Origin of the sequence: Lactobacillus sp. ESL0680, from assembly GCF_029392855.1 — a bacterium.
GTDB lineage: Bacteria > Bacillota > Bacilli > Lactobacillales > Lactobacillaceae > Lactobacillus.
Map to the genome: position 1 here is coordinate 1404275 of NZ_CP113945.1, position 23599 is coordinate 1427873.

At 40.2% G+C, this 23599-nt stretch carries 21 protein-coding genes and 2 tRNA genes; 5 read left to right on the forward strand and 18 right to left on the reverse strand.

Annotated features, from left to right (window positions below; genetic code table 11):
- Positions 1-12: 12 nt before the first annotated feature.
- Positions 13-1029 carry a tryptophan--tRNA ligase gene (trpS, locus tag OZX58_RS06785; RefSeq protein ID WP_277140757.1) on the reverse strand — a complete coding sequence of 339 codons (1017 nt, stop codon included), beginning with the start codon at positions 1027-1029 and terminating at the stop codon, positions 13-15.
- A 97-nt stretch (positions 1030-1126) separates the two neighbouring features.
- On the opposite strand from trpS, the gene OZX58_RS06790 reads away from it, so the two are divergent.
- Positions 1127-1729: an SOS response-associated peptidase family protein gene (locus tag OZX58_RS06790; protein WP_277140758.1), complete on the forward strand. Its 603-nt coding sequence runs from the start codon at positions 1127-1129 to the stop codon at positions 1727-1729.
- A gap of 530 nt (positions 1730-2259) precedes the next feature.
- On the opposite strand, the gene OZX58_RS06795 is transcribed toward OZX58_RS06790, so the two are convergent.
- Positions 2260-2415 carry a hypothetical protein gene (locus tag OZX58_RS06795; protein ID WP_277140759.1) on the reverse strand — a complete coding sequence of 52 codons (156 nt, stop codon included), beginning with the start codon at positions 2413-2415 and terminating at the stop codon, positions 2260-2262.
- Positions 2416-2649: 234 nt separating this feature from the next.
- Here OZX58_RS06795 and OZX58_RS06800 point away from each other — a divergent pair.
- Positions 2650-2720 (forward strand) — tRNA-Gly (locus tag OZX58_RS06800).
- Positions 2721-2767: 47 nt separating this feature from the next.
- Here the strand turns inward: OZX58_RS06800 and OZX58_RS06805 are convergent.
- The 3 genes from OZX58_RS06805 to greA form a co-directional block, all read right to left on the reverse strand.
- Complete coding sequence (locus OZX58_RS06805; protein WP_277140760.1) at positions 2768-3430, reverse strand: CPBP family intramembrane glutamic endopeptidase; 663 nt, start codon at positions 3428-3430, stop codon at positions 2768-2770.
- Positions 3431-3571: 141 nt separating this feature from the next.
- The gene (locus OZX58_RS06810; RefSeq protein WP_277140761.1) at positions 3572-4918 is read right to left on the reverse strand and encodes an MFS transporter; all 1347 of its coding nucleotides are present in this window, start codon (positions 4916-4918) and stop codon (positions 3572-3574) included.
- A 78-nt stretch (positions 4919-4996) separates the two neighbouring features.
- Positions 4997-5458: a transcription elongation factor GreA gene (greA, locus tag OZX58_RS06815; protein ID WP_277140762.1), complete on the reverse strand. Its 462-nt coding sequence runs from the start codon at positions 5456-5458 to the stop codon at positions 4997-4999.
- A gap of 209 nt (positions 5459-5667) precedes the next feature.
- Here greA and OZX58_RS06820 point away from each other — a divergent pair, with 209 nt between their 5' ends.
- The 3 genes from OZX58_RS06820 (at position 5668) to OZX58_RS06830 (ending at position 8960) form a co-directional block, all read left to right on the forward strand.
- A complete protein-coding gene (locus OZX58_RS06820) occupies positions 5668-6090 on the forward strand; it encodes an Hsp20/alpha crystallin family protein (protein ID WP_277130473.1) in 423 nt (140 codons plus the stop codon).
- 138 nt (positions 6091-6228) lie between these two features.
- Positions 6229-7551 carry a C1 family peptidase gene (locus OZX58_RS06825; RefSeq protein ID WP_277140763.1) on the forward strand — a complete coding sequence of 441 codons (1323 nt, stop codon included), beginning with the start codon at positions 6229-6231 and terminating at the stop codon, positions 7549-7551.
- A 92-nt stretch (positions 7552-7643) separates the two neighbouring features.
- On the forward strand, positions 7644-8960 hold the full coding sequence (locus tag OZX58_RS06830) for a C1 family peptidase (protein ID WP_277140764.1): 1317 nt from the start codon (positions 7644-7646) through the stop codon (positions 8958-8960).
- Between the two features lie 87 nt (positions 8961-9047).
- Here OZX58_RS06830 and OZX58_RS06835 read toward each other — a convergent pair whose 3' ends face one another.
- The 13 genes from OZX58_RS06835 to OZX58_RS06895 form a co-directional block, all read right to left on the reverse strand.
- The gene (locus OZX58_RS06835; RefSeq protein WP_277140765.1) at positions 9048-9986 is read right to left on the reverse strand and encodes a nucleoside hydrolase; all 939 of its coding nucleotides are present in this window, start codon (positions 9984-9986) and stop codon (positions 9048-9050) included.
- Between the two features lie 9 nt (positions 9987-9995).
- Positions 9996-10952 (reverse strand): ABC transporter permease, encoded by a 957-nt coding sequence (locus OZX58_RS06840; RefSeq protein ID WP_277140766.1) that lies wholly within the window; start codon positions 10950-10952, stop codon positions 9996-9998.
- Positions 10952-12064, reverse strand: a complete 1113-nt coding sequence (locus OZX58_RS06845) for an ABC transporter permease (protein ID WP_277140767.1) — start codon at positions 12062-12064, stop codon at positions 10952-10954. Before OZX58_RS06845 ends, OZX58_RS06840 begins: the two co-directional genes overlap by 1 nt.
- On the reverse strand, positions 12057-13592 hold the full coding sequence (locus OZX58_RS06850) for an ABC transporter ATP-binding protein (protein ID WP_277140768.1): 1536 nt from the start codon (positions 13590-13592) through the stop codon (positions 12057-12059). The genes OZX58_RS06845 and OZX58_RS06850 overlap by 8 nt, the downstream gene beginning before the upstream one ends.
- 65 nt (positions 13593-13657) lie before the next feature.
- Positions 13658-14734, reverse strand: coding sequence for a BMP family ABC transporter substrate-binding protein (locus OZX58_RS06855; RefSeq protein WP_277140770.1), 1077 nt, complete (start codon positions 14732-14734; stop codon positions 13658-13660).
- Positions 14735-14854: 120 nt separating this feature from the next.
- Complete coding sequence (locus OZX58_RS06860; RefSeq protein ID WP_277140771.1) at positions 14855-15946, reverse strand: BMP family protein; 1092 nt, start codon at positions 15944-15946, stop codon at positions 14855-14857.
- Between the two features lie 239 nt (positions 15947-16185).
- Positions 16186-17256: a BMP family protein gene (locus tag OZX58_RS06865; protein WP_277140773.1), complete on the reverse strand. Its 1071-nt coding sequence runs from the start codon at positions 17254-17256 to the stop codon at positions 16186-16188.
- A gap of 104 nt (positions 17257-17360) precedes the next feature.
- The gene (locus OZX58_RS06870) at positions 17361-17762 is read right to left on the reverse strand and encodes an NUDIX domain-containing protein (RefSeq protein WP_277140775.1); all 402 of its coding nucleotides are present in this window, start codon (positions 17760-17762) and stop codon (positions 17361-17363) included.
- 1 nt (position 17763) lies between these two features.
- Positions 17764-18417, reverse strand: coding sequence for an HD domain-containing protein (locus OZX58_RS06875; protein WP_277141771.1), 654 nt, complete (start codon positions 18415-18417; stop codon positions 17764-17766).
- A 35-nt stretch (positions 18418-18452) separates the two neighbouring features.
- Positions 18453-18525: transfer RNA gene (locus OZX58_RS06880), tRNA-Thr, on the reverse strand.
- A gap of 68 nt (positions 18526-18593) precedes the next feature.
- Positions 18594-18932 carry a heavy metal-binding domain-containing protein gene (locus tag OZX58_RS06885; RefSeq protein WP_277130462.1) on the reverse strand — a complete coding sequence of 113 codons (339 nt, stop codon included), beginning with the start codon at positions 18930-18932 and terminating at the stop codon, positions 18594-18596.
- A gap of 133 nt (positions 18933-19065) precedes the next feature.
- Positions 19066-20328, reverse strand: coding sequence for a tyrosine--tRNA ligase (tyrS, locus tag OZX58_RS06890; protein ID WP_277130461.1), 1263 nt, complete (start codon positions 20326-20328; stop codon positions 19066-19068).
- A gap of 270 nt (positions 20329-20598) precedes the next feature.
- Positions 20599-23571: an LTA synthase family protein gene (locus tag OZX58_RS06895; protein WP_277140776.1), complete on the reverse strand. Its 2973-nt coding sequence runs from the start codon at positions 23569-23571 to the stop codon at positions 20599-20601.
- Positions 23572-23599: the final 28 nt, after the last annotated feature.

Consider the following 23599-nt stretch of genomic DNA (forward strand, 5'->3'; position numbering starts at 1 on the left):
TGTATTTACCTCTTAATCAAAGTAATTTAAGCCGATTGCTGCGCGAACTTGCTGTAAGGTTTCATTGGCAACTTCATTGGCCTTCTTTGAACCTTCGATCAACATTTCATAAACAGCAGCCTCATCTTCGGCAAACTTAGCCCGACGTTCACGAATTGGTGCTAGTTCAGCTTCCAAAACCTTGTTTAAGTAGCGCTTAATTTTGACATCACCCAAACCGCCTTTTTGGTAATCTTCCTTCAATTGCGCTACCTTATCCTTATCAGGATCAAAAATATCAAGATAAGTAAAGACAGTATTGCCTTCAATCTTACCCGGATCCTCAACGTGAATATGGTCTGGATCAGTGTACATTGACATGACCTTCTTTTGCACCGTTTCGGCATCATCTGACAAGTAAATGGCGTTGTTCAATGACTTGGACATCTTGGCATTACCGTCAAGACCTGGCAGACGGCCGCTGCCGCCTTCTGGGAAGTAGCCCTTAGGCTCAACGAGCACATCACAGTTATATACCCGATTAAAGGTGCGCACGATTTCTCGAGCCTGCTCAATCATTGGCTCCTGATCGTCACCAGCGGGAACAAGTGCTGCCTTAAAAGCAGTAATATCGGCTGCCTGTGAAACAGGGTAATTCAAAAAGCCAACTGGAATTGAATCGTTAAAGCCCTTTTGACCGATTTCGGTTTTAACAGTTGGGTTGCGTTCAAGGCGACTAACAGTTACTAAGTCCATGTAGTAAGCCGTTAATTCAAACAAAGCTGGAATTTGTGATTGCACAAAAATCGTCGAAATTTCCGGATCAATGCCAACAGCCAAATAGTCTAAGGCTACTTGAATCAGACTGTTGCGGATCTTTTCAGGATTACGCGCATTGTCAGTTAAGGCTTGCGTATCAGCAATCATGATAAACGGACGATATTTGCCTGAGTTTTGGAGCATAACCCGGTTCTTCAATGAGCCGATGTAGTGCCCAATATGCAATTTGCCAGTTGGGCGGTCTCCTGTTAAAATAACTTTCTTTTCCATTTGTTTTTGGCCTTCTTTAAAAATCAAAATCTTATTTAATATAATAGCTATACTTGATTTTACCAAAAATCAAGCAATGATTAAACCTAGAGGAAAAATGTGTAATCAATTCCAGCTGCCGAGTTTGGCGGAAATTAAAAAATATTTAGTCGCTGATCTGAACTTGCCATTAGTTGAACCAGCAAAAAACCTGTCGCAAAGTCAGCCAGTCTTCCCTAAAGCAGCTGCCCCTGTTCTGCTTTATCAAAATAACCAATTACAATTAGTGCCCAAAACTTGGGGCTACCCCAGCCCTTTTGACAGTAAAAAAGTGATTTTTAATGCCCGCGTTGAACGCTTCTTTGAGACTAAACCTTCAATGTGGGATAAGTCGTTTGCTAAATCACGGTGCATTATTATTGCTGAACAGTTTTGGGAATCTGGACATCAAACTTATACCGCTAATCAGCGCACTTATCACGAGCGCTACAGTTTTCGCGACCCCAATGTGCCCCTGACTTTAATTGCCGGAATTTATCAAGATGGACATTTTTCAATGGTAACAACCAAGCCCAATTCTGACATGGCACCAATCCATGACCGCATGCCCTTAGTCATTAGTTCTGCAGAATTACGCCACTGGCTGTTTCAAAATTTTACTAACCTGATTGACCGCAGCAGTATGCCCTTAGCAGTTAGTAAAATGCCGCAGAGAAAGTAAAATGTTAGGGATTTTATGGGGCGATTTCAAGTTATTATTAATTGATTTAATAAAAGGCATATATCTTAAAATCAAAAAAATATTGGAATATCTATAAGCTCAAACCAAGTTTCAATAATTAAATTGCTATAAAACAAAAAAGACGATCCTTTTAAGATCGTCACCGCGCGTTGTAAGTAATCAACTCACCTACACGTTTTAACTACTAAAATCGTAGTTAACTAGTTTTCACTATTATTATACCATGCTTAAAGACATAGTTATAATAGTTTTCTTAATTAGGCAATTAAGTCCGTTAAAATACACAAATTAATTTGTTACCCTTACTTTTCTCCCAAGTTCTCCACCTAGTTTACTGCTTGACTTTGTACATTATAATGTACATAATTAAAGTTATAAAAAGAGAGCTATGCGCTAACACAGCTCTCTTGACGTAGTTCCACTAAAAGTGGTTTACTACCTGAAAATTATTTGTTGACAAGCAACCGTCCTTTTCCTGGTAGAGTAAGACGGTTTTTGTTTGCCCAAAATTACTTGAGTAAACTTCTTAGCAGTTCAACCACTAATGGCAGTAAATTTATTATCACTACTGCTAACAGCTGGTACTGCTTCATTTTGGCTAACCTAAATGCCAATTTGACTAAACTAATAGCGAAAATTAACATCAGTGCCAAAATGATTTGCATCTACCTGTCCTCCCTTCTTACAATAGATTGGAGTATGAATCCGCTCATGCTCATAGGCATCAGTCCCTTCACTCACAGGTAGTAAACCGTCTTTTAACTTTTTCTACGTCTTAATGATTATACCAAACAAACTAATATTAGCATAAAGTATTTATAGAAAAATAAGGCAGATAATCTTCTGTTAAAAATTAAGCTTGGCAATATTCTTGAAACATGATAAACTATTTTAGTAACGCGGGTATAGTTTAATGGTAAAATGTTAGCTTCCCAAGCTGAAGATGCGGGTTCGATTCACGCTATCCGCTTAACTAAAAAAAGGCAATGATTGAAAAAATCATTGCCTTTTATTTTTTTATATCATAATCATTAAAATGATGCCATTGACCACGGCTAAGTAAACCGGCATCCACAAGGTCTGCGTGTAGAGGTAAGACCACGCAAACAATGCACCAAACACCGCATTAATCACTAAAAGAGGCAGTGACATCTGCCAATTTAAAAGACTGAACAGAATGCCCGAGGTCACAATGCCCAAAACTGCCGTAAACATTGTGTTGCGCCTAAACGCGTAATTAAACAAAAACCCCGTAATCAAAAATTCCTGCAAAATCGGTAGGATAATTCCTAACGCTACAACCAAAAACCAATACATCTTGACTGACTCATGCTGTAAATATAGTGTTTGGAAACTATACGGCTTAACTTTGCCATAAGCCTGCAGCCACGAAACACCAATTCGCAACGCTGTTACCACCAAAGTTAAGCTAATAGTCATACCAAAATTACCAAGCCATGACCCCGAAAAGCTACGGTCAAAAAAGCGCTGCTCGCGATTAAAGCGATAAATGAAGAACAGCAAAACCATTAAAGAAATTAATGCAAATAAGATTAAATCCCAAAGGCGAATTGGTAAATTTATAGTAACCAGCTTAACAGTGCCGGCAGCCATTAAATAGCCAATAAAATAAATAATGTAGCGGATTAAGTTGCCCTCTCTTGATGCTGGTGTATTCACAAAAATTACCTCTATCCATTTGTGTACTCTACAAATTCCATATTATAGCAAAAAAAGACAATTTTATGAAATTTCAACAGATTTTTTCTAATCCATTTCGACCACTTATCATCAATTATAATACATTAAAAACAGCTTTTATTACTTACTCATCGCTTTTTGCCGCATCAGTTTTTCACTTCTTGCTGTATATAGTAAAAAGACAATTGCTAGGCCTGAAGCAAGATACAAAATTGTGTTGCTGGCAATCCAGCCAAATTGATTAACTAAAATCCCAATCAGAGCTGTAGCTAGAGTTTCACCAAAGATATACTGGAAAAAGCCCATAAATCCTGTTGACGCTCCCACGGCAAACTTAGGTACAACTTCATTAATCATTAGGCCCACCAAAGTCAAAGGCGCATAGATCAAGTTTCCCATAATAATTAGAGCCACAATAATTAAAGTATGATTATTGGTAAAGAAATAAACCGTTAAGCATAGTAACACACCAATAACACAAGCGATTGAAACTTGTGCCCGCCGTCCTTTAAGCAAATCCGAAATTGCACCGATAATAATCACTCCCGGAACAGATGCCAATTCGAAAATTCCGATTACCCATTTCGCAACACCGGGATCAAAGCCCTTCGTTTGGACTAAATACGATGGAATCCAGCTTTGAATTCCATAACGTACGAGATAAAGCGACATCGAGGTTAATGTCACCGCCCAAACAAGCTTATTCTTCAAAATATACTTAACAAAAATTTGGATAATACTTAACTGAGTTGAATCAGAAGTTACCGTTTGTCCATCGTCCAAAACGACCTTGTCACCAGTATAAGTAGAAATATCGGGTAACCCCACAACTGCTGGTCGATCAGCTCCTAAAAGCAAAATCAAAATACAAATAATAAACGACACTACTGAGGCTGTATAAAAGACAGCTGGCAATGAACCAGCAAACAAAAAGCTCGCTAATTGCACCACAGCAACACAGATAAATGACCCAGCATTATGGGCTGAAGACCAGATTGAATACATCGTTCCCCTCATTCTTGGTCCCCACCATAACTGAATCATTCGCTGACAGGCTGCCGCTCCCATTCCTTGAGTTACAGCAATCAAAAACATCAAGAGCATCATAATGTATAAATTGCGACTGCTGCCCAAAAAGATATTTAAGACTGCCGACAACAATAACCCAAGCATTAGATAACGGTTGGCATCACATTTATCGGCTAATGCACCCATAAACAGCTTGGCAACACCATAACCAATGCCAAAGCACGACAAAATCAGACCAATATCAGCGGTTGTAAAGTGATATACCTTCATAATATCGTTCTGTTCAGTCGTAAAAACTAGCCTAATGATGTAATACCCAATATAGCCAATGCAAGTTGAAAGTAAAACACCAAGTTGCCGTAACTTATAAGTCTTTCCGATTTTTTCCTGCGGCACTCGTTTTTGAGAATCTGGTCGCGCTAAAATCCACTTAAACATAAATCTTCTCCTCCCCTTGTATTAAGCTAATGATAGCACTATCAGGAAATTAATAATATCTATTTTTTTCAAGCCTGTTTAATCGACTTTAATAATTGTTACTTGATATTCACCAGCAGGTGCCGCCACTGTTACTGTCGTCTTCGCCTTCTGTTTCATAATCGCCTGCCCCAATGGCGAGTCAAATGCGACTTTCCCCTCATCTAAATCTGCTTCCATTCGGCCAACGATGCGATATTCTTCAACTTCATCATCACCAGCAAACTTCAAGGTCACGGTCTTGCCTAAATCAACCTTACCGTCATCAGTTTTCTCCACAATTTCAGCATATTTTAACTGCTTATCTAAGTACCGCAAACGGCTCTGCAAGTGTCCCAAATCACGTTTAGCCTCGGTATATTCAGTATTTTCAGATAAGTCACCTAAGCTGCGCGCTTCCTGCAAAATCTTAATTCGGCGCGGCCGATCTTTTTTCAAATCTGCAATTTCATCCTTGATTTTTTGGTAGCCCTCCGGCGTCATTTTTTGATAATAAACCATTCCAAGATTACTCCTACTTTTTTAAATTTATAATTATCCACAAGCAAAATAACTGATAACGACAGTATTTTTTACCTAAAATTAGCACTCTAAAATTAAGAGTGCTAAATATTTCCATTTTCCTAATCTGCCTACTATAATAATCAGTGTAAGGAAGAAATGAAAGTCTTCTCTACAAATAATTTAATTTTTGAAAGGAAGTTTTTACTATGGCACAAGATTTAACGAATCGTCACAATGACTTATTTGACGCAATGAATGATTGGTTTGACCTTCCACAGAAATTTTTTGATACTAACGAAATGGCAAAATTAATGCAGGCTGATGTTGCCGAAAACGACAGAAACTATGTTGTTAAGGTTGATATGCCCGGCATGGATAAAGAAAAGATTAATTTAAACTATAATAACGGGGTTTTGAGCGTATCTGGCTCGAGAAAATCATTTAAAGATTTATCAAAAGATAGCAGTATTATCCACCGCGAAAGAAGTGCAGGGCACATTTCCCGCAGCTTTAGATTACCAAATGTAGTTGCAAGTGAGATTCATGCAAAGTATGATAATGGTGTATTGACTATCACACTGCCAAAGCAAACTGCCGGCAGTAGTGATAACTCGATTTCAATCGATTAACTTATTATTATATTTGCAAGAAGTCTTAGATAAGTTGCCAATACATGTAATTCTCTAAAACGAGTTCAGCTGTTGAACTCGTTTTTATTTTGTCCTAAAATAATTATTAATAATTAATTAAAAAAGGAGAATTACCTAATGAATCATCAACTTTCAATTCAAGAGTTAGCAAAGTATTCTGCCGACTTTAACAGCGATCCCCAAAATCAGGTTATTGCCCGTGCTGCTCAAAAGAGTGGAATTTTTGCGGCTTCTTATAATGAACAAAAGGCCAGCAATGACTTAAACCGCGTCTTTTCAACAGAATTAGATGTCGGCCAGGTTACCGCGCAACAGCATTCCGGACGCTGTTGGGAATTCGCAGCTCTCAACGTTTTGCGCCACTACTTTGGTAAAAAATATCATGTTAAGGACTTTACTTTCTCACAAAGTTATAATTTTTTCTGGGATAAGATTGAACGTGCCAATATTTTTTATAACCATATTATTGCAACTGCTGACCAATCACTTGACTCGCGAACTGTCCGCAAGTATCTGGCAAGTGCCGGTCAAGATGGCGGTCACTGGCAGCTGGCTGCATCCCTAGTGCAAAAGTACGGTGTTGTCCCTAGTTATGCAATGCCTGAGAGCTTCAACAGCAACAACACCGATGCTTTACAAATGGCTTTAGGCAAAAAATTGCGCAAAGATGCCTTAGTCTTGCGCCAATTAAAGCAAGACGGCAAGAATGAAGAAGTTGCGCAAACGCAAGATCGTTTCTTAAATGAAGTCTACCGGATGACAGCAATTGCTATCGGTGAACCACCTAAGAAATTTGATCTGGAATACCGCGATGATGACAAGAAGTATCATTTGGATAAGGATTTAACGCCGCAAACCTTCTACCAAAAGTATCTTGGTGACCTTGACCTAGATGACTATGTTGTTTTAACCAACTCACCTAACCACGAATATAACAAATTATACGGCTTTTCTGCCGACAACAATGTTGCGGGCTTATGTGAAATCAAGCTGCTCAACGTGCCAATGGAATACTTGGCTACTGCAACCATTCGCCAGCTTAAAGATGGAGAGGCTGTATGGTTTGGCAACGATGTATTGCACGAATTAGACCGACCAAAGGGCTACCTTGACTCTGAGCTTTACCAAATGAACGATCTTTTTAACGTTGACTTAAAGATGAGTAAGGCTGATAGACTGCGCACTGGCGAAGCAAACTTCTCACATGCCATGACTTTTGTTGGTGTTGATGAAGACCAAGGCGAAGTTCGCCGCTGGAAAGTTGAAAATTCTTGGGGCGATCAAGTTGGGAAGAATGGCTACTTTGTAATGAGCAATGACTGGTTTAACGACTATGTTTATGAAGTTGCTGTCCACAAAAAGTACTTGACGCCAGAGCAATTAGCTTTAGCAGAAGGCCCAATTGCTGAAGATTTACCCGTTTGGGATCCATTAGGCTAACAATAAAAAAACCGGGTTCAGTAATTGAACTCGGTTTTCTTTTAGCTTAAAATTAGAGAGTAATTCAAAAAAGATTAAAAAGGAGATCCGATATGGGACACAAATTAACTGTGCAAGAACTTGAACAATTCGCTGACAAGTTTAACGATAATCCAAAAAATCAGGTTGTTGCCCGCGCTGCTCAAAAGAGCGGTGTTCTAATGGCTTCATATAATGAACGTGTACAAGGTGAACTGACACGCGTTTTTTCAACAGAATTAGATACGGAAAATGTTACTAACCAGCAACAATCTGGTCGCTGCTGGGAATTTGCAACGCTAAATATTTTGCGCCACAATTTTGGTAAAAAATACCACGTTAAGAACTTTACCTTCTCACAAAGTTACAACTTTTTCTGGGATAAAATTGAGCGCGCCAATATTTTTTACGACAATATTTTAGCTAGTGCCGATGAACCACTTGACTCACGAACTGTTAGAGCTTATTTGCGTGATGCCGGTGAAGATGGCGGTCAATTCCACATGGCAGCAGCCTTAGTTGAAAAATATGGTGTCGTACCAACTTATGCAATGCCAGAAAATTTCAACACCAATAATACAAACGCTTTTGCCAAAGCCTTGGGCGATAAAATGCGCAAGGATGCATTAGTATTGCGGGAATTGAAGCAAGCTGGCAAGGATGAAGAAATCGAGGAAACACGGCAGCAATTCTTAAGTGAAGTTTACCAAATGACGGCAATTGCTGTTGGTGAGCCACCTAAGAAATTTGACTTGGAATACCGTGATGATGATAAGAAGTATCATTTGGACAAAGATTTAACGCCACTTGAATTTTTGCATAAGTATCTCGGTGACGTAAACTTTGACGACTATGTCGTTTTAACTAATGCCCCAGACCATGAATATGACAAGTTATACGGTCTACCATTTGAAGACAACGTTGAAGGTTCCTACAGAGTTAAATTCTTGAACGTACCAATGGAATATCTTGAACAAGCTGCTGTTGCCCAATTAAAAGACGGCGAAGCCGTTTGGTTTGGTAACGATGTCGGCGAGCAAAGCGACCGTAAACAAGGTTATCTTGATACTAACTTGTATCAATTAGATGACTTGTTTGGCATTAACTCCAAAATGTCCAAGGCCGACCAGCTGCGCACAGGTTCAGCTGCTTCAACCCATGCCATGACCTTGGTTGGTGTCGATGAGGATAATGGTCATATTCGCCAATGGAAAGTTGAAAATTCTTGGGGTGAAAAGAACGGCGACAAGGGCTTCTTCGTAATGACCAACGATTGGTTTAAGCAATATACTTATGAAGTTGTTGTGCACAAGAAGTACTTAACGCCGGCACAAGTTGCCTTGGCTGAAGGTCCAATCACCGACCTGCCAGTTTGGGATACTTTGGCTTAAAACTAAATTTTAGCTTTAGTATACTTAAAAAACGAGATTCGAAAATCGAACCTCGTTTTTTTGTTGATTTAATTTTTTATCTATGCACTACTTACTTTGCTCCAATAATTCGTCAAAGCGCTTGAAGAACAACTCCTTGTTAGCCTTAGTAACTAAAGTGATTTCACGGCCATTTGGATCATCTTCCATTCTTCCTTGAGCAATTCCTGAAGTAATCACTCGAACTTTACGCCGTTCAACTTCAGAAACAACTTCAGGATACAATGCACTAATTGTGGTCAAAACATCCCAGAAATATAGTTGCGCTGTTTGTACCGGCGGATTAACCAATAAGCTGTAGCCTTGACCCACTAAGTCCATTGCTGGATACTTGCGTAAGCTCGCCCAATGCATCCGTAATTCATCAGTCAGCGGTAATTCTTCACTACTTTCAAGACCCACAATTTGCATCGGAATGTGTGATGCTAACACACGACTAACAGCCTGTGGGTCCCAAAAGGCATTCCACTCCTGGCTGCCATCGGCATTAATCATCACTACATTACCGTGGCCATCAAGTGAGCCGCCCATCCAGTAAAGTTTAGCAATTTTACTTTCAATTGTTGGATCCTCATCAAGTGCCCTTGCCAAATCTGTCAATGGTCCCGTCATTACCAAGGTAATTGGCTCTGTTGCACTCTTAAGCTTGGCTATCATGTCTAAATGAGCTGGCAGTGCTGCTTGTTTGGTAATCATCTTGCCTGATTCATTTAAAATTGGCAAATAATTAAAGGAATACGAAGCTGTCCGCCATTCTTGTGGAAACTGGTTAACTGCTCGCGAATCTGACTTGGCAACTTCTAACTTGTCACCACGCAAATTAAAGCGGTCGGTCATCTTCCGGCAAACCTCAACTGCCGGATCAACATAACCATCGGCATCAATCGCACCTACGCCTAATAATTTAATATCAGGTGCCTGCAAGAGCAGTAAATATGAGACTAAATCGTCAATGTTCCCATCATGGTTAAAATAAATTTGTTTCATACAATCTCCTTATTTTGACTTGATATAATTTTGACCATCGGCAGCTGGCGCAACCGATTTACCAAAGAACAATACTAACACTACAATTGTAATCACATACGGCGCAATCTGCATATAAACAGCAGGAATATGGTTGAAAAATGGCAGTTGGTTACCAATAATACTGATACTCTGTGCAAAACCAAAGAATAATGATGCCAGCATTGCTCCAAGCGGATTCCACTTACCAAAGATTACTGCCGCCAAAGCCATAAAGCCCTGACCAACGATTGTGGAAACAGAAAAGTTCCCAGAAATTGCTTCCGCAAAAATAGCACCACCAATCCCGCCAAGAAAGCCGGAAATTAAGACACCAGCATAACGCATCCCGTAAACATTAATTCCCAATGTATCAGCGGCTTGGGGATTTTCACCGCAAGAGCGCAGCCGCAACCCAAAGCGTGTCTTGTAGAGCACCCACCAAAGGATAATGGTCACAATAATCGCTACCCAAGCTGGTGCCGAAGTATTCTGAAAGAAAATCGGACCAATCACTGGAATATTAGCCAAGCCCGGAAAAGAAAAATAACCAAAACTCTGACTGATATTCTCTGTTTGCCCTTTATCATAAATGGCCTTAATTAAGAAAACACCTAACGGTGGTGCCATTAAATTGAGCACCGTGCCGCTGATAATATGGTCAGCGTGAAAGTTAATGGTCGCTACTGCGTGCAGCAGTGAGAACAGCAAGCCAACAATCCCGCCGACTAATGCACCCAGCCACGGCGTGATTTTGCCAAAAGTACCGGCAAAGGTCAGGTTAAATACAATCGACGAGAAAGCACCCATCGTCATAATTCCTTCAAGACCAATGTTAGTGACACCAGAATTCTCACTATAAACTCCGCCCAACGCGGTAAAAATTAGTGGCGCCGAATAGACAAAAGTCGATGACACTAGTAAAGATAAAATCGCTACCAAACTCATTATTTTTGCCTCCCGTTATCTGCCTGCACTTCTTTTTTAATAGCAGTTAAATTAGGCGACTGCTTATCCTTAAACAAGCGGCCAATCACATACTGAATGGCAATAAAGAAAATAATTGCGGCAATCACAATTGAGACGATTTCATAAGGAATACCAGCAATTGTCTGCATTCCCAAGCCACCAATTTTTAAAATTGAGAACAATAATGCAGCCAGCAAAATACCAACAGCCGTACTGCCGCCCAACAAGGCAACAGACAGTCCGTCCCAACCAATATCCAAACTCGTAGTCTGCGTAAAGTAGTTTTGGTAGGTTCCTAAGCCTTGAACAACACCGCCCAGTCCGGCAAAGCCACCTGATAAAAGCATCGACAGCATAATATTTTTCTTAGTCGACATGCCGGCATACCGACTGGCATAAGGGTTGGTTCCAACTGACCGAATTTCAAAGCCAGTGGTCGTCTTTTTCATCAAATACCAGTAGAGCACAACTGCAATTAATGCTAAAAATATCCCCGCGTTAATCCGCGAATCGCCAAAGAAAGAACTCAACCAGTCAATCTTCAAACTACCATTAGCGGCGATTGTCTTGGTCGTATCCGTATCCAGCCGCAAACTACTTGGCATAATCTGCTGCATCAAATATTGACATGAGTAGAGCACAATATAATTAAGCATGATTGTAGTGATAACTTCATTCGTCCCAAATTGGGCCCGCAACCAACCAGCAATTCCTGCCACAATCGCGCCGGCAACAATTCCCGCAATTATCGCCAGCGGCAGTAAGACAACTTTGGGCAAATTAGGATTAGCTAACACGACCCAAATTGAAGCTAGCCAACCAGCTTGTGCTTGACCGGGCAAACCAATATTAAAAAAGCCGGCACTGGAAGCAATCGCGAAGCCAATCGCCGTAAAAATCAGCGGCGTGGCCTCCCGAATGGTTTCGCCAATACCATTCATGTTGCCAAGCGCACTAGAGAACATTGAGGAATAAGCCTGAATTGGATTGTAATTCCAAATTAACATAATTACTGCACCAATTAAAAAGCCAGCAAGGATGGAAATAACTGGTACTAAAATTCTTTTGGTTCTAGATGTTACTTTAAGCAAGAGCAGTACCTTCTTTCTTAACTCCGGTCATCAGCAGGCCTAATTCTTCATCACTAGTTTCTTCTGGCTTAACTTCACCAGAAATATTCCCATCATGAAGCACAATAATGCGGTCAGATAATTGCATAATCTCGTCTAATTCATAAGAAATTAACAAAATCGCCTTACCTTTTGCTCGCTCTTGTAATAATTGCTTGTGGATATATTCAATTGCCCCGACATCTAGTCCCCGTGTTGGTTGAAACGCAATGATTAAATCACTGTCACGGTCTAATTCTCGCGCAATAATCACCTTTTGCTGGTTACCACCGGACAAGTCACTCACCGGTAAATTAATTCCAGTAGTTCGAATATCAAACTTTTTCACCAACTTTTGTGCATGCTGACTAATGACATCACGACGCAAGATATGATGGCGTGAAAATGGCTCTTGATAATAATCCTGCAATGCCAAATTATCCGCAATTGAGAATGGCAAAATCAAACCATACTTTTGCCGGTCGGCGGGAATATGAGCCACGCCCCCTTGGGTAATTTTACGTACTTTTTGGTTGGTCAAGTCATGACTATTAATGATAATTTTGCCCGCACTAACGTGCCGCAAACCCGTTATTGCTTCTACTAATTCATCTTGACCGTTACCGTCAATTCCGGCTACTCCCAAAATTTCACCACCACGCAGGTTAAAGGATAACCCCTTAAGCGCGGCAACGCCCTGCTTATTTTTAACTTGCAGGTTGGTTATATCAAGAATGGTCTTACCTAATTCTACTGCCGGCTTGGTCAGACGCATATTAACGTGGCGCCCAACCATTAATTCGGCTAAGTTATTGTCAGTAACATCGGCAACGTTGAAAGTGCCGACACTTTTCCCAGCACGAATAACGGTCACACGGTCAGCTGCTCTTTTGATTTCCTCTAATTTATGCGTAATTAGAATAATTGACTTACCTTCTTTAGCCAGCTCCTTAAGAATCTGAATAAATTCCGTAATTTCTTGCGGGGTCAATACTGCCGTCGGCTCATCAAAAATCAAAATATCTGCGCCGCGATACAGCACCTTTAAAATTTCTACCCGTTGCTGCTGCGCTACGGTAATATCGCCCACTCTTTTATTAGGGTCAACATTCAGACCGTAACGTTGGGACAACTCTTCAATTTGCGTTTGCGCCTTTTTTAAATCCAATTTAGGTCCCTTGGTTGTCTCGTGACCCAAAATAATATTTTCTAAAACAGTAAAGGAATCCATTAGCATAAAGTGCTGGTGCACCATCCCAATGCCCAAATTTTTAGCTACTGTTGGATTTTTAACTGTAACTTGCTGACCACGCACCAGAATTTCACCAGCAGTTGGTGCTAATAACCCCGATAAAATACTCATCAAGGTTGACTTTCCCGCACCATTTTCGCCAAGTAAAGCTAAGATTTCACCATGATGCAAGACCAGATTAATATCATCATTAGCCTTAAAACCATTGAAGTCCTTAACAATATGGCGCATCTCAATTACGTTCGTCATATTTTCCATTTTGCTTATTGATTTCCTTTTTGTTAAAAAACTCTTTGCTTACACAAAGAGTTTTCAATTATTAATTATTTAGTCGTTTCCCGAACTTTAATTTTACCGGCAATAATTTGCGCCTTAGCACGATTGACTGCAGTCCAGGTCTTAGCGGACAAGTTACCGCGAGTTAGTGAAACACCGTTACCCTTTAAGGTATAAACTAGGTGCTTGCCTCCTGGGAATTTGCCGCGATAGGCATCATCAGCTAATGACTTCGAGGCAACATCAAGCCCCTTCAAGACTGAAGTCAAAGTAAAGTTGGCCTTCTTGCCATCTTTAGTCTTGTAGTTACCCAAGTTAGACTGGTCAACATCAACGCCGATGACCCAAACTTTTTGACTGGCTGGCCGTGTTTGATTGCGATCCTTGGCTTCCTGGAAGACCCCATTACCTGCAGCACCCGCAGTTTGAAAAATAATATCGGTCTTATTGGCATACATTGATTGCGCTATTGACTTAGCCTTGTCAGTTGAAGCAAAATTCCCAACATATTCGGTTGAAACCTTAATCTTTTTGTGCAAAGCCTTTGCCCCATCTTGCACTCCTTGCTTAAAGCCAGCTTCAAATTTATCAATGATGCTGGATTTAGCACCGCCGATGAAGCCCACCTTATTTGTCTTAGTCGTATAAGCTGCTGCTAACCCGCCCAAATAAGAAGACTGGTTACTTTCAAATGTAACCGAGGCAACATTCTTTTGCCCTGTAATCACATCATCAATAATGACAAAATTCTTTTTGGGATTCTTTTTAGCTGATGCCTTAACTGAATCCGTCAACATATAACCAACGCCAACAATTGTTTGGTAGCCTGACTTAGCAGCTTGATTAAAGTTAGGAGTAAAGTCTGATGCACTACCTGATTGAAAGTATTGGTAGCCCTTGCCCCTAGTAAAACCGTGTTCTTTACCATAAGCCTTGAAGCCCTGCCAAGCAGCTTGATTAAATGACTGGTCATCAACCCCATTGTCATCAGTAATTAGAGCAATACTGCCTTTACTAGTTTGATTTCCCGAACTTTGCTTTTTGCCGGAGCATGCACTCAAAACCAAACTAACTGATGCCACAACTGTTCCTAAAGCTAACAACTTACTAAATTTACGCTGCAATTTTCTGCCCTCCATAAATAACGAACTATTAATAATCATTTTATCTTAAAAATACGTAATTGCAATAGTAATGTTTTTTATTTTACGGATAAGGCAGTTTTGTATGCGCTAAACAGCGAACTATTCTGCTGGGTGAATTGGCACTTTAATTGAACCAGCAATAATTTGCGACCGCGCCTCTTGGGCAATTTTCCAAGCAGCAGGAGTAATTTGTCCCCGCTTAATTGAGACACCATTGGTCTTGAGGCCATAAACAAGATGTTGTCCGCCAGGAAACTTACCGTTATACGCCCGATTAGCAATATCTTGGGTGGCAATATTGACGCCCGTAATTACTGAAGTTAAGACAAAGTTCGCCTTTTTGCCGTCCTTTGACTTGTAATTGCCTAAATATGACTGGTCAACATCAACGCCGATTGCCCAGACACGCTTAGAAGCAGGGCGATTTTGATTAATTGACTTGGCTTCTTGGAATAGACCATCACCAGTAGAGCCAGAAGCATGGAAGATAATATCCGCTTTTTTGGCATACATTGATTGGGCAATTGCCTTGCCTTTATCGGCACTGGTAAAACTGCCAGCATATTGGTTCAAAAGTGTTACCCTTTTATGCAATCTTTTAGCTTCATCATTCACGCCCTTGGTAAAGCCAGCATCAAACAGGTCAATAATATTGCCGTGAACGCCACCGATAAAACCAATCACGTTCGTCTTAGTTTCGGCAGCAGCAACAACTCCTGCTAAGTAGGCTGCTTGCTCACTCTTAAAGTTAGCCGAAGCAACGTTCTTTTGCCCGTTGATTACTTCATCAACAATCACGTAGTTCTTCTTGGGATTCTTCTTAGCTGCCGCACTGACGGCATCTTTTAAGTTGTAGCCAATCCCAAAAATTGTTTGGTAACCTGCCTTGCTGGCCTGGTCAAAGTTAGGCACAAAGTCAGCATCACTGCTTGATTGGAAATACTGGTAACCATTTTTTCCGCGCTGTAAATTATGCTGCTTGCCGTATGCCTTAAACCCATTCCACGCTGACTGGTTAAACGAATTATCATTGACCCCAGCTGCCGTTGTTACCAAAGCAATGGAATGTTTGGCACTATCACCTGTATTACCACTACCGCCCTGCTTTTTACCAGAACATGCTGTTAACACCAGACTAGCCGTGAAGACCAGTGCTGCTGTTGACCAAATTTTCTTGAACTTTATGCTCATGTTGTAACCCCCTAAATATCTTTTCAGTTATTAAAATATCAAGATTTAGTGGTTATGTCAAAGCAGCACCACAAGATGAAGTGCTGATTTATCAAGATTCTATAATTGGTCTAGAACATGTTCTAAGACAGACACACCATTATTTTTGTATGCTTCAAAGCAGAATTTGAAAATTTTTCAAAATTTGTCGACTTATGTAAAATTAGCCAAACAAAAAGACGCTTTTGCGTCTTGAAAAACTATTTTAATGATTGAGTAACCTTAACTTTTCCAGCAATAATTTGTGTACGCTGCTTTTGAACAGCCGTCCAAGCTGCGGCACTTAAATTACCCTTAGTAATCGCAACGCCGTTATTTTTCAGGCCATAGACTAAGTGCCGACCACCAGGAAATTCACCCTTAGCAGCCAAATCCGCTAATGATTTAGTTGCCACACCTAATCCTTTCAAAACCGAAGTCAGCGTAAAGTTATCCTTCTGACCATTTTTAGTTTTGTAATTACCTAAACCTGCTTGGTCGACATCAACGCCAATTACCCATACTTTCTGGGCTGCTGAATGCATTTGGTTGTAATCCTTAGCCTCCTGAAAAATACCATTGCCCGCCGTTCCCGCTGCTTGATAAATGATGTCACACTTATCTGAATACAGTGACTGGGCGATAGATTTTGCTTTATCAGTCGACGTAAAGTTACCAATATATTCATTCTTAACCGTTATTTTTTTGTGCAGCATTTTTGCACCAGCTTGAACGCCTTGACTAAAACCTGCCGCAAAAGAATTAATGATGCCTGATTTAGCACCACCAACAAAGCCGACAGAATTAGTTTTAGTCGTATAAGCTGCCGCAACACCGGCTAGATATGATGCTTCATTGCTTTTGAAAGTAACGGATGCCACATTTTTTTGGCCGGTAATCACATCATCGATAATGACAAAATTTTTCTTAGGATTTTTAGCTGCCGCTGCCTTCACCGAATCTTTTAGCGCGTAGCCGACACCAAAAATCGTCTGGTAGCCGGAGCTAGCTGCCTGATTGAAGTTGGGGGTATAATCTGCTGCACTATTTGATTGAAAATATTGGTAGCCACTTCCGCGCTTTAAATTATGTTCTTTACCAAAAGCCGTAAAACCACCCCATGCGGCTTGATTGAATGACTGATCGTCAACTCCGCTACTGTCAGTAATCAGCGCGATGCTATTCTTACTGATTTTAGCTTTAGAAGTATCCTGTTTTTTACCCGAACAAGCCGTCATAACAAGACTTATTCCCAGAACAATTGTCAACCAGTGCCATCGTTTTTTATTCATACTTTAACCTCTGTGAATTTGCTAATAATTTTGTTCAATATTAATCCTAATTAAAGTTAATTAAAACAAAAAAGCACCAGCATCTTTATTAAAAAAGCTGGTACTTAATTTTTGAAATATTCACAGATTTTTAACTTCGCCTGTGGGGGCATTAAATTAAGCTGGGGTAATTGACTAATTTTTATCCAAGTTGGCAAATAAATGTTCGTCAAACTTGATCGCTCTTGCTCCTCACCACTAATCTCAGGTGTCGTAACTTGCAAAGATTGGGCACAGAAAAAGACTTCACATTCTTGCTCCTGTAATACAAACAACGGGTGTAAATCTTTAGGTGTTAACTCTATTTGTAATTCTTCACGAACTTCACGGATTGCCGTTTCAATAGGCGTTTCTTGCCCCTTAGCACCGCCGCCTGGAACTACCCAATAATCACGGCCATCCTTCAAGCGATGAATTAGCAGTAAAGCCTGGGTTTGACGATTATAAATCACAACCCTCGCTCGCATTTCACACATCCCACTCTTGGATAAATTCGTTAACGAAATTACGCATATATTTAGTTCTAATGTGTGCTTCTTTTTTACCACCTGCTGTATTCATTAAATCTTCAAGCTGAAATAATTTTTCATAAAAGTGATTAATTGTCGTCTCCTGGTGCTGTCGATATTGGTCATAACTAACTAATTTTTGCGGCTTAATGGCTGGATCATAAATCATGTTGCCATGCGCACCACCATAAGTAAAAGCACGAGCAATCCCAATTGCACCGAGGCTTTCAATTCGATCTGCATCCTGAACATATTGCCCCGAAACAGGTAATTGATAATGATGCTCAATATTTTTAGAAAATGACATATGCTGCATTGTAAACAAGATGTCCTTAATTTCTAAAGTCGTAAAGCCAACCTGTGGCAATATTTTTTGAATATTAGCCAAGACAATTTCTGGATCTGAGCAAACTTTTTCATCAATTGTGTCATGTAAATATCCGGCTGCTTCAATAATTGCTACCATGCGGCTATCTTGGTGGGCATTGGGGTTATCTTGTAAATACATTTTCTTCGCTAAGTGGGCTACGCGCTGACCGTGATAAAAGTCATGACCAGTTTTTTCATCTTTAAGCTGCCTTTTAACAAAATCGATTACCTCAGTTATCTGCACTTTAGATGTCCTTTCTATTAATTTCAATGACATTAAGCCACTTCCCAGATTTGAACTGGGGACCTCCTCCTTACCACGGCGGTGCTCTACCTCCTGAGCTAAAGTGGCACCTCTATTGTACCAAAAAAGCATCCCGCAAGCAGGAGATGCTTTATTTTTTATTTAGATTGCAGTCATTATTCTTCTGAATTAATAAATTTAACCGCTGTCCCATAAGCAACAACTGATTGCATGTCACTAGCAATTGAGCCAGAATCAAAACGCATCATCACAATTGCATCCGCACCCTTGTCGGCAGCTGCTTGACACATTCTTGCCAATGCCTTATTTCGCGATTCTTCCAGCATCTTAGTATAAGAACCAATTTCACCGCCAACCATTGATTTTAAGCCAGCACCAATATTCTTAATCATATTCTTAGATTGCGTAGTTAAGCCAAAGACCTCTCCCAGAATTTCATATTTCTTACCAGGAATTTGCTCTGTCGTTGTCACCATGATCTGTTCTGCGTCCATAATTATTCTCCTAAACTTATTCACTAACTAAGCACTCTTTAATTATATAATGTTAGTTTATAAATTTAAATTATTAGCATACCTACTTAATAAACAAAAAATAGGTATCCCATATTTGGAATACCTATCTCAACTATTTAATTGTAACTAACGTGTACTTTCTCTTACCCTTACGGACAATGACGTATTTGCCATCAAATGCCTTGTCTGGATCAACATCAAAGTCAACGGATTGTTCCCGATCGCCATTAATGTAGATTGCACCATTCTTGATGTCTTCACGCGCCTGACGCTTTGAGTCTTCAACCTTGGTTTCAACTAAGAAATCAACAATGTTCTTCACACTGCCATCTGTCTCAGCAGCTGGCGCACTCTTTAGACCTTCTTCAATTTGCTTAACCGATAAGTTCTTGATGTCGCCAGAAAATAGCGCGTCAGTAATCATTTGTGCTTCTTTTAAGCCGTCTTCACCATGGACGAACTTGGTTACTTCTTCAGCTAATTTCTTTTGTGCTGCCCGCTTCCAAGGTTCCTTCTTAGTAGCCTCATCCAAGGCATCAATTTCTTCATGACTTAAGAATGTGAAGTATTTCAAGTATTTAACAACATCACGGTCGTCTTGATTAATCCAGAATTGGTAGAACTCGTAAGGACTTGTCTTTTCTGGGTCAAGCCAAACAGCACCACCTGCTGACTTACCAAACTTGGTACCATCAGCCTTTAACATCAAAGGAATAGTCAAGCCAAAGACTTGTCTGTCTGAACCCTGCAACTTATGAATTAAGTCGATTCCGGCAGTAATGTTACCCCATTGGTCACTACCGCCGATTTGCATTTGGACACCGTAATTCTTGTTCAATTCGTTAAAGTCAATCGCCTGCAAAATTTGGTAAGAAAACTCAGTAAAGGAAATCCCATTTTCCAGTCGGCTGGCAACAACATCTTTATTAAGCATGTTATTAACTTGGAAATGCTTGCCGTAATCACGCAAAAAGTCAATTAAGGTTAGCTTGTCCAGCCATTCCGCATTGTTAACGATTTGAAAGTTTTCTGTACCAAACAGCTTTTCCATTTGCTTAGTCAAAGCAACTTCATTTTGGTGTAATTTTTCCGCATCCAGCAAGGTCCGTTCTGACTTACGACCAGATGGGTCACCGATTGTTCCCGTACCACCACCAATAACAATTACTGGGTGGTAACCGGCAAGCTGGAATCTCTTCAAAATCATAAAGGGAATCAAGTGACCAATATGCAGCGAATCACCGGTTGGGTCAGTCCCACAGTATAATGCCAAGTCGTCATGCTCTTCTAAGTATTTGCGTAAACCTTCTTCGTCAGTTTCTTGGTTAATGGCGCCACGCCATTTTAAGTCTTCTAAAATATCAAAGTTTGCCATTATTTTCCTCCAACAAAAAACGCCCCTAGATTCAATTCGAATCTAGGGACGACTAAATTGCTTTTTAGCCGTGGTACCACCCACGTTTACACCTATTATAGTGCCTTGTCTGGTCTTTACGGGAACCACCCAACTCGTATTTCGTCACCTTCGACCTGTCTAGCTCACACCAACCGCTAGTTCTCTGATCGCTGAATCGAAGTGCTACTTCATCATGATGTTAAATGCATAATACTAATTTTTTATTAATTAGTCAACATTATTTTTTAATTATTTGTAAAAGCCCTTTGCCTTCAAGCCATATGCCTTACCCGAAGTCATGTCATACTGAATCATTTCGTAATCAGCAAGCAGCTTTTGTTGCTTCTTCGTTAATTTCTTTGGATCAATCATTTCACCCTTACGGTTAACTAAGTTGAAGCCCTTGTCGCCAGCAAAATTAATCGTAATTGCTGGCAATTCCTTGTGAACTTCTGTTAACAAGGCTTGGTATGGTGTGACCTTCGAGTCAGTCTGTTGCAGCATCATGGCAATGAAGTCACTGGTATTCACATAATTATTGTCCTTAGTTGACAGCTTCATCTTGGCGCCATGGTCACGAGCATACTTATTTGAGTAAATAAAGTAGCGCGTTGAGTGCATTTGTACCGGATACTTCGCCGTGTAACTTTGTGACAAAATACTTGGGTAGTGATCGCCATAAAAGACCAAGGTAATTGGCTTCTTAATCTTGTCAATTTGCTTGATAAACTTCTTAACTGCCTTGTCGGTATATTGCGTCCCCTTAACATAAGTAGCCATTTGTTCACGATCTGCGGCAGTCTTGAACAAGTCACCAGAAATCTTACCCATGTATTCATTCTTTGGATACCAGTTGTCATATGGCATGTGGTTCTGAATTGAAATCAGATTAATAAACTGGCCGCCCTTACGTGAATTAATTTGACGTAAACCATTGGCATAAGTAGTGAAATCAGAATTATAGCTGCTGTGACCTAATTTCTTCTGGTCAACAATCTTATAACCTGAACCCAAGTAAGCAAATTTATTAAACTTGAAAATCCGATAGTCACCAATTCTTGAGTAGTAAGTCCCAATAAATGGGTGAATAGCAGACTTATAATCAAAGTCCATCCCGATTGTTGGGTAGAACTTGTAATTCGGCACGATTTGAACGTATGGCGTCAGCGTTGACTTGAACATTCCCATGTTCAGACCCGTCAACGTCTCCCATTCCATGTTGGCCGTACCACCACCATAACCGGCACTAAGCATCGAACCATAAGTTGACCGCTTCTTCATCGACTGAATAAACTTAACCGGATTTGGCGCATCACGGTCAAACTTAATTGTTGGGAAAGTATATGGATCAACAAAACTTTCACTCAAGTTGAAGATTACGGTTTGCTTATTAACATCATTCTTCCGCGTCTTATTGATTTTAGCGGCAACCTTAGCATACTTTTGGTTTAACTGATTGATTGTTGTTGCTGAATAGCCATTTGGCTGATCCATAATTTGCAAATCAATGTAATTCAGGAAGTTCAAGACCGGCCCGTTAACTTGAATATCACGTTCAGGGTTACGGAATTTTTGGTGGTTATCAAAGCCAAGGTTAATGTAATAAATAAAACCATCATCGTGATTAAACCGCAATGGTGTCAAGAATAACAGCAAGCTGAGCAGTGCCCAAATTCCACGCCGCTTCCATGAACCACGCTTTTTAATTGGGTACTTCTTCTCTAAGAAGATATCCAGAACAATTACTACTACCAAGGCAACTAAAATAGCAATAACCATTCCCTTGCCGATCATTGGCAACAAGGTCTTCCAGTTAACTATTTCGCTAATTTCAGTTGGATAAATCGGCTCACCACGCAAATTCATCTTAATCTTGTTGGCAACGGCCCAACCAATCCCAATAATGCTGACCAGCATGTTAGAAGTCCAGTAGCGCGTAGTAATGAAGTAAAGAATTGAGAACAAGGCATCAAGGAAGATTGTCGTTAGAACAATCGCAAAGAATTTGGTTCCCAAAAGATAAACAATTGCATTAATATTTTTGGCCGTACTAATCTGAATACGTAAATTATCAGATTCAATTAAGAAAGACGCAAAACTTAAAATGTAGAACCAGCCCCACGTCAAAAGATTAACGCGGTTAGTAACAACCCACTTAGTAAAGCCTTGCCAAGCAGTTACACACACATTGGCCAAATTAGTTTCGTGGTCGAGATAGTCAAGTGCCTGTTTAAACGGCCGCCACTTAAACAGATAGCGGTTCAAGATAAAGTACCAGCCCCAGGCAATTAACATCATTAAGACAATCATAATGAGCTTGTTAATTGTTGAAGAACCGGTAAAGGTAAAGACCTTCATGAACTTGCTTGAAATTGGCGCATCCATGAAAATAATTACTGGGATAAAGTAGCGCATTTCCCGCGCGCTAAAGGTAACAATGACCTTTTTAAAGAGTAAAAAGGCTGCTGCTACCATCAAAAACATAAACGGTGATGAGGGATTATTCAAAAATTCCCTGTTCCAATCACCGCCACCGTTACCGGAAATTAATTGTGACCAATAAACGGCATCAAACCCCGGAACCCCAATTAAAACGACAAAGAAAGAAACTAAGCCGGCAAACAAGGAAGCTCCCAGCATTTTGCCATCAATTTTGACATTGGCGAGAAACATCCCCCAAGCAAAGAACAAAATCAAATACAAGCCGTAAAGCGAATATTGAAAAGTTAAATTACCAGCACTTAAAGCAAAACCTAATACCGTTAAGATACTCAACACTAGCAGGTTTTGCTTGTCACTTAACTTGTGCTGCAGGTCATACAGGTATGGCTGAGCCAGCAAACTGAAGATTAATCCTGCAAACAAAACTGACGTACTGGTAATTACTGGGAAGAGCATTCCCCATACACGCCACATATTAAAGTGACTTGGCGAAATAATAAAGAATAACAGGTAATAAACAATTAAGGTCGTTACCCCTAATAGCCAGTACCTAAGACTCTCACTTGCACGTTGCTTTTTCTTACTGTAGACAGCACCAAAAACCATTGGGACAAGCATTATTGTTGCGTGATACAACATATTTGGCACAAACCGAATAAACGAAAAATGTGCTCTAGAAGCAATGCCTCGTAAGTTAAACATTTGTACTAACATGAAGAAAGTCGCAACCAGCAGGCAGATGGCCTGCACAGTCTTTAACGTTTTTTTATTTTTATTCATGTTTCTAGTATATACCCTCACTAAAAAT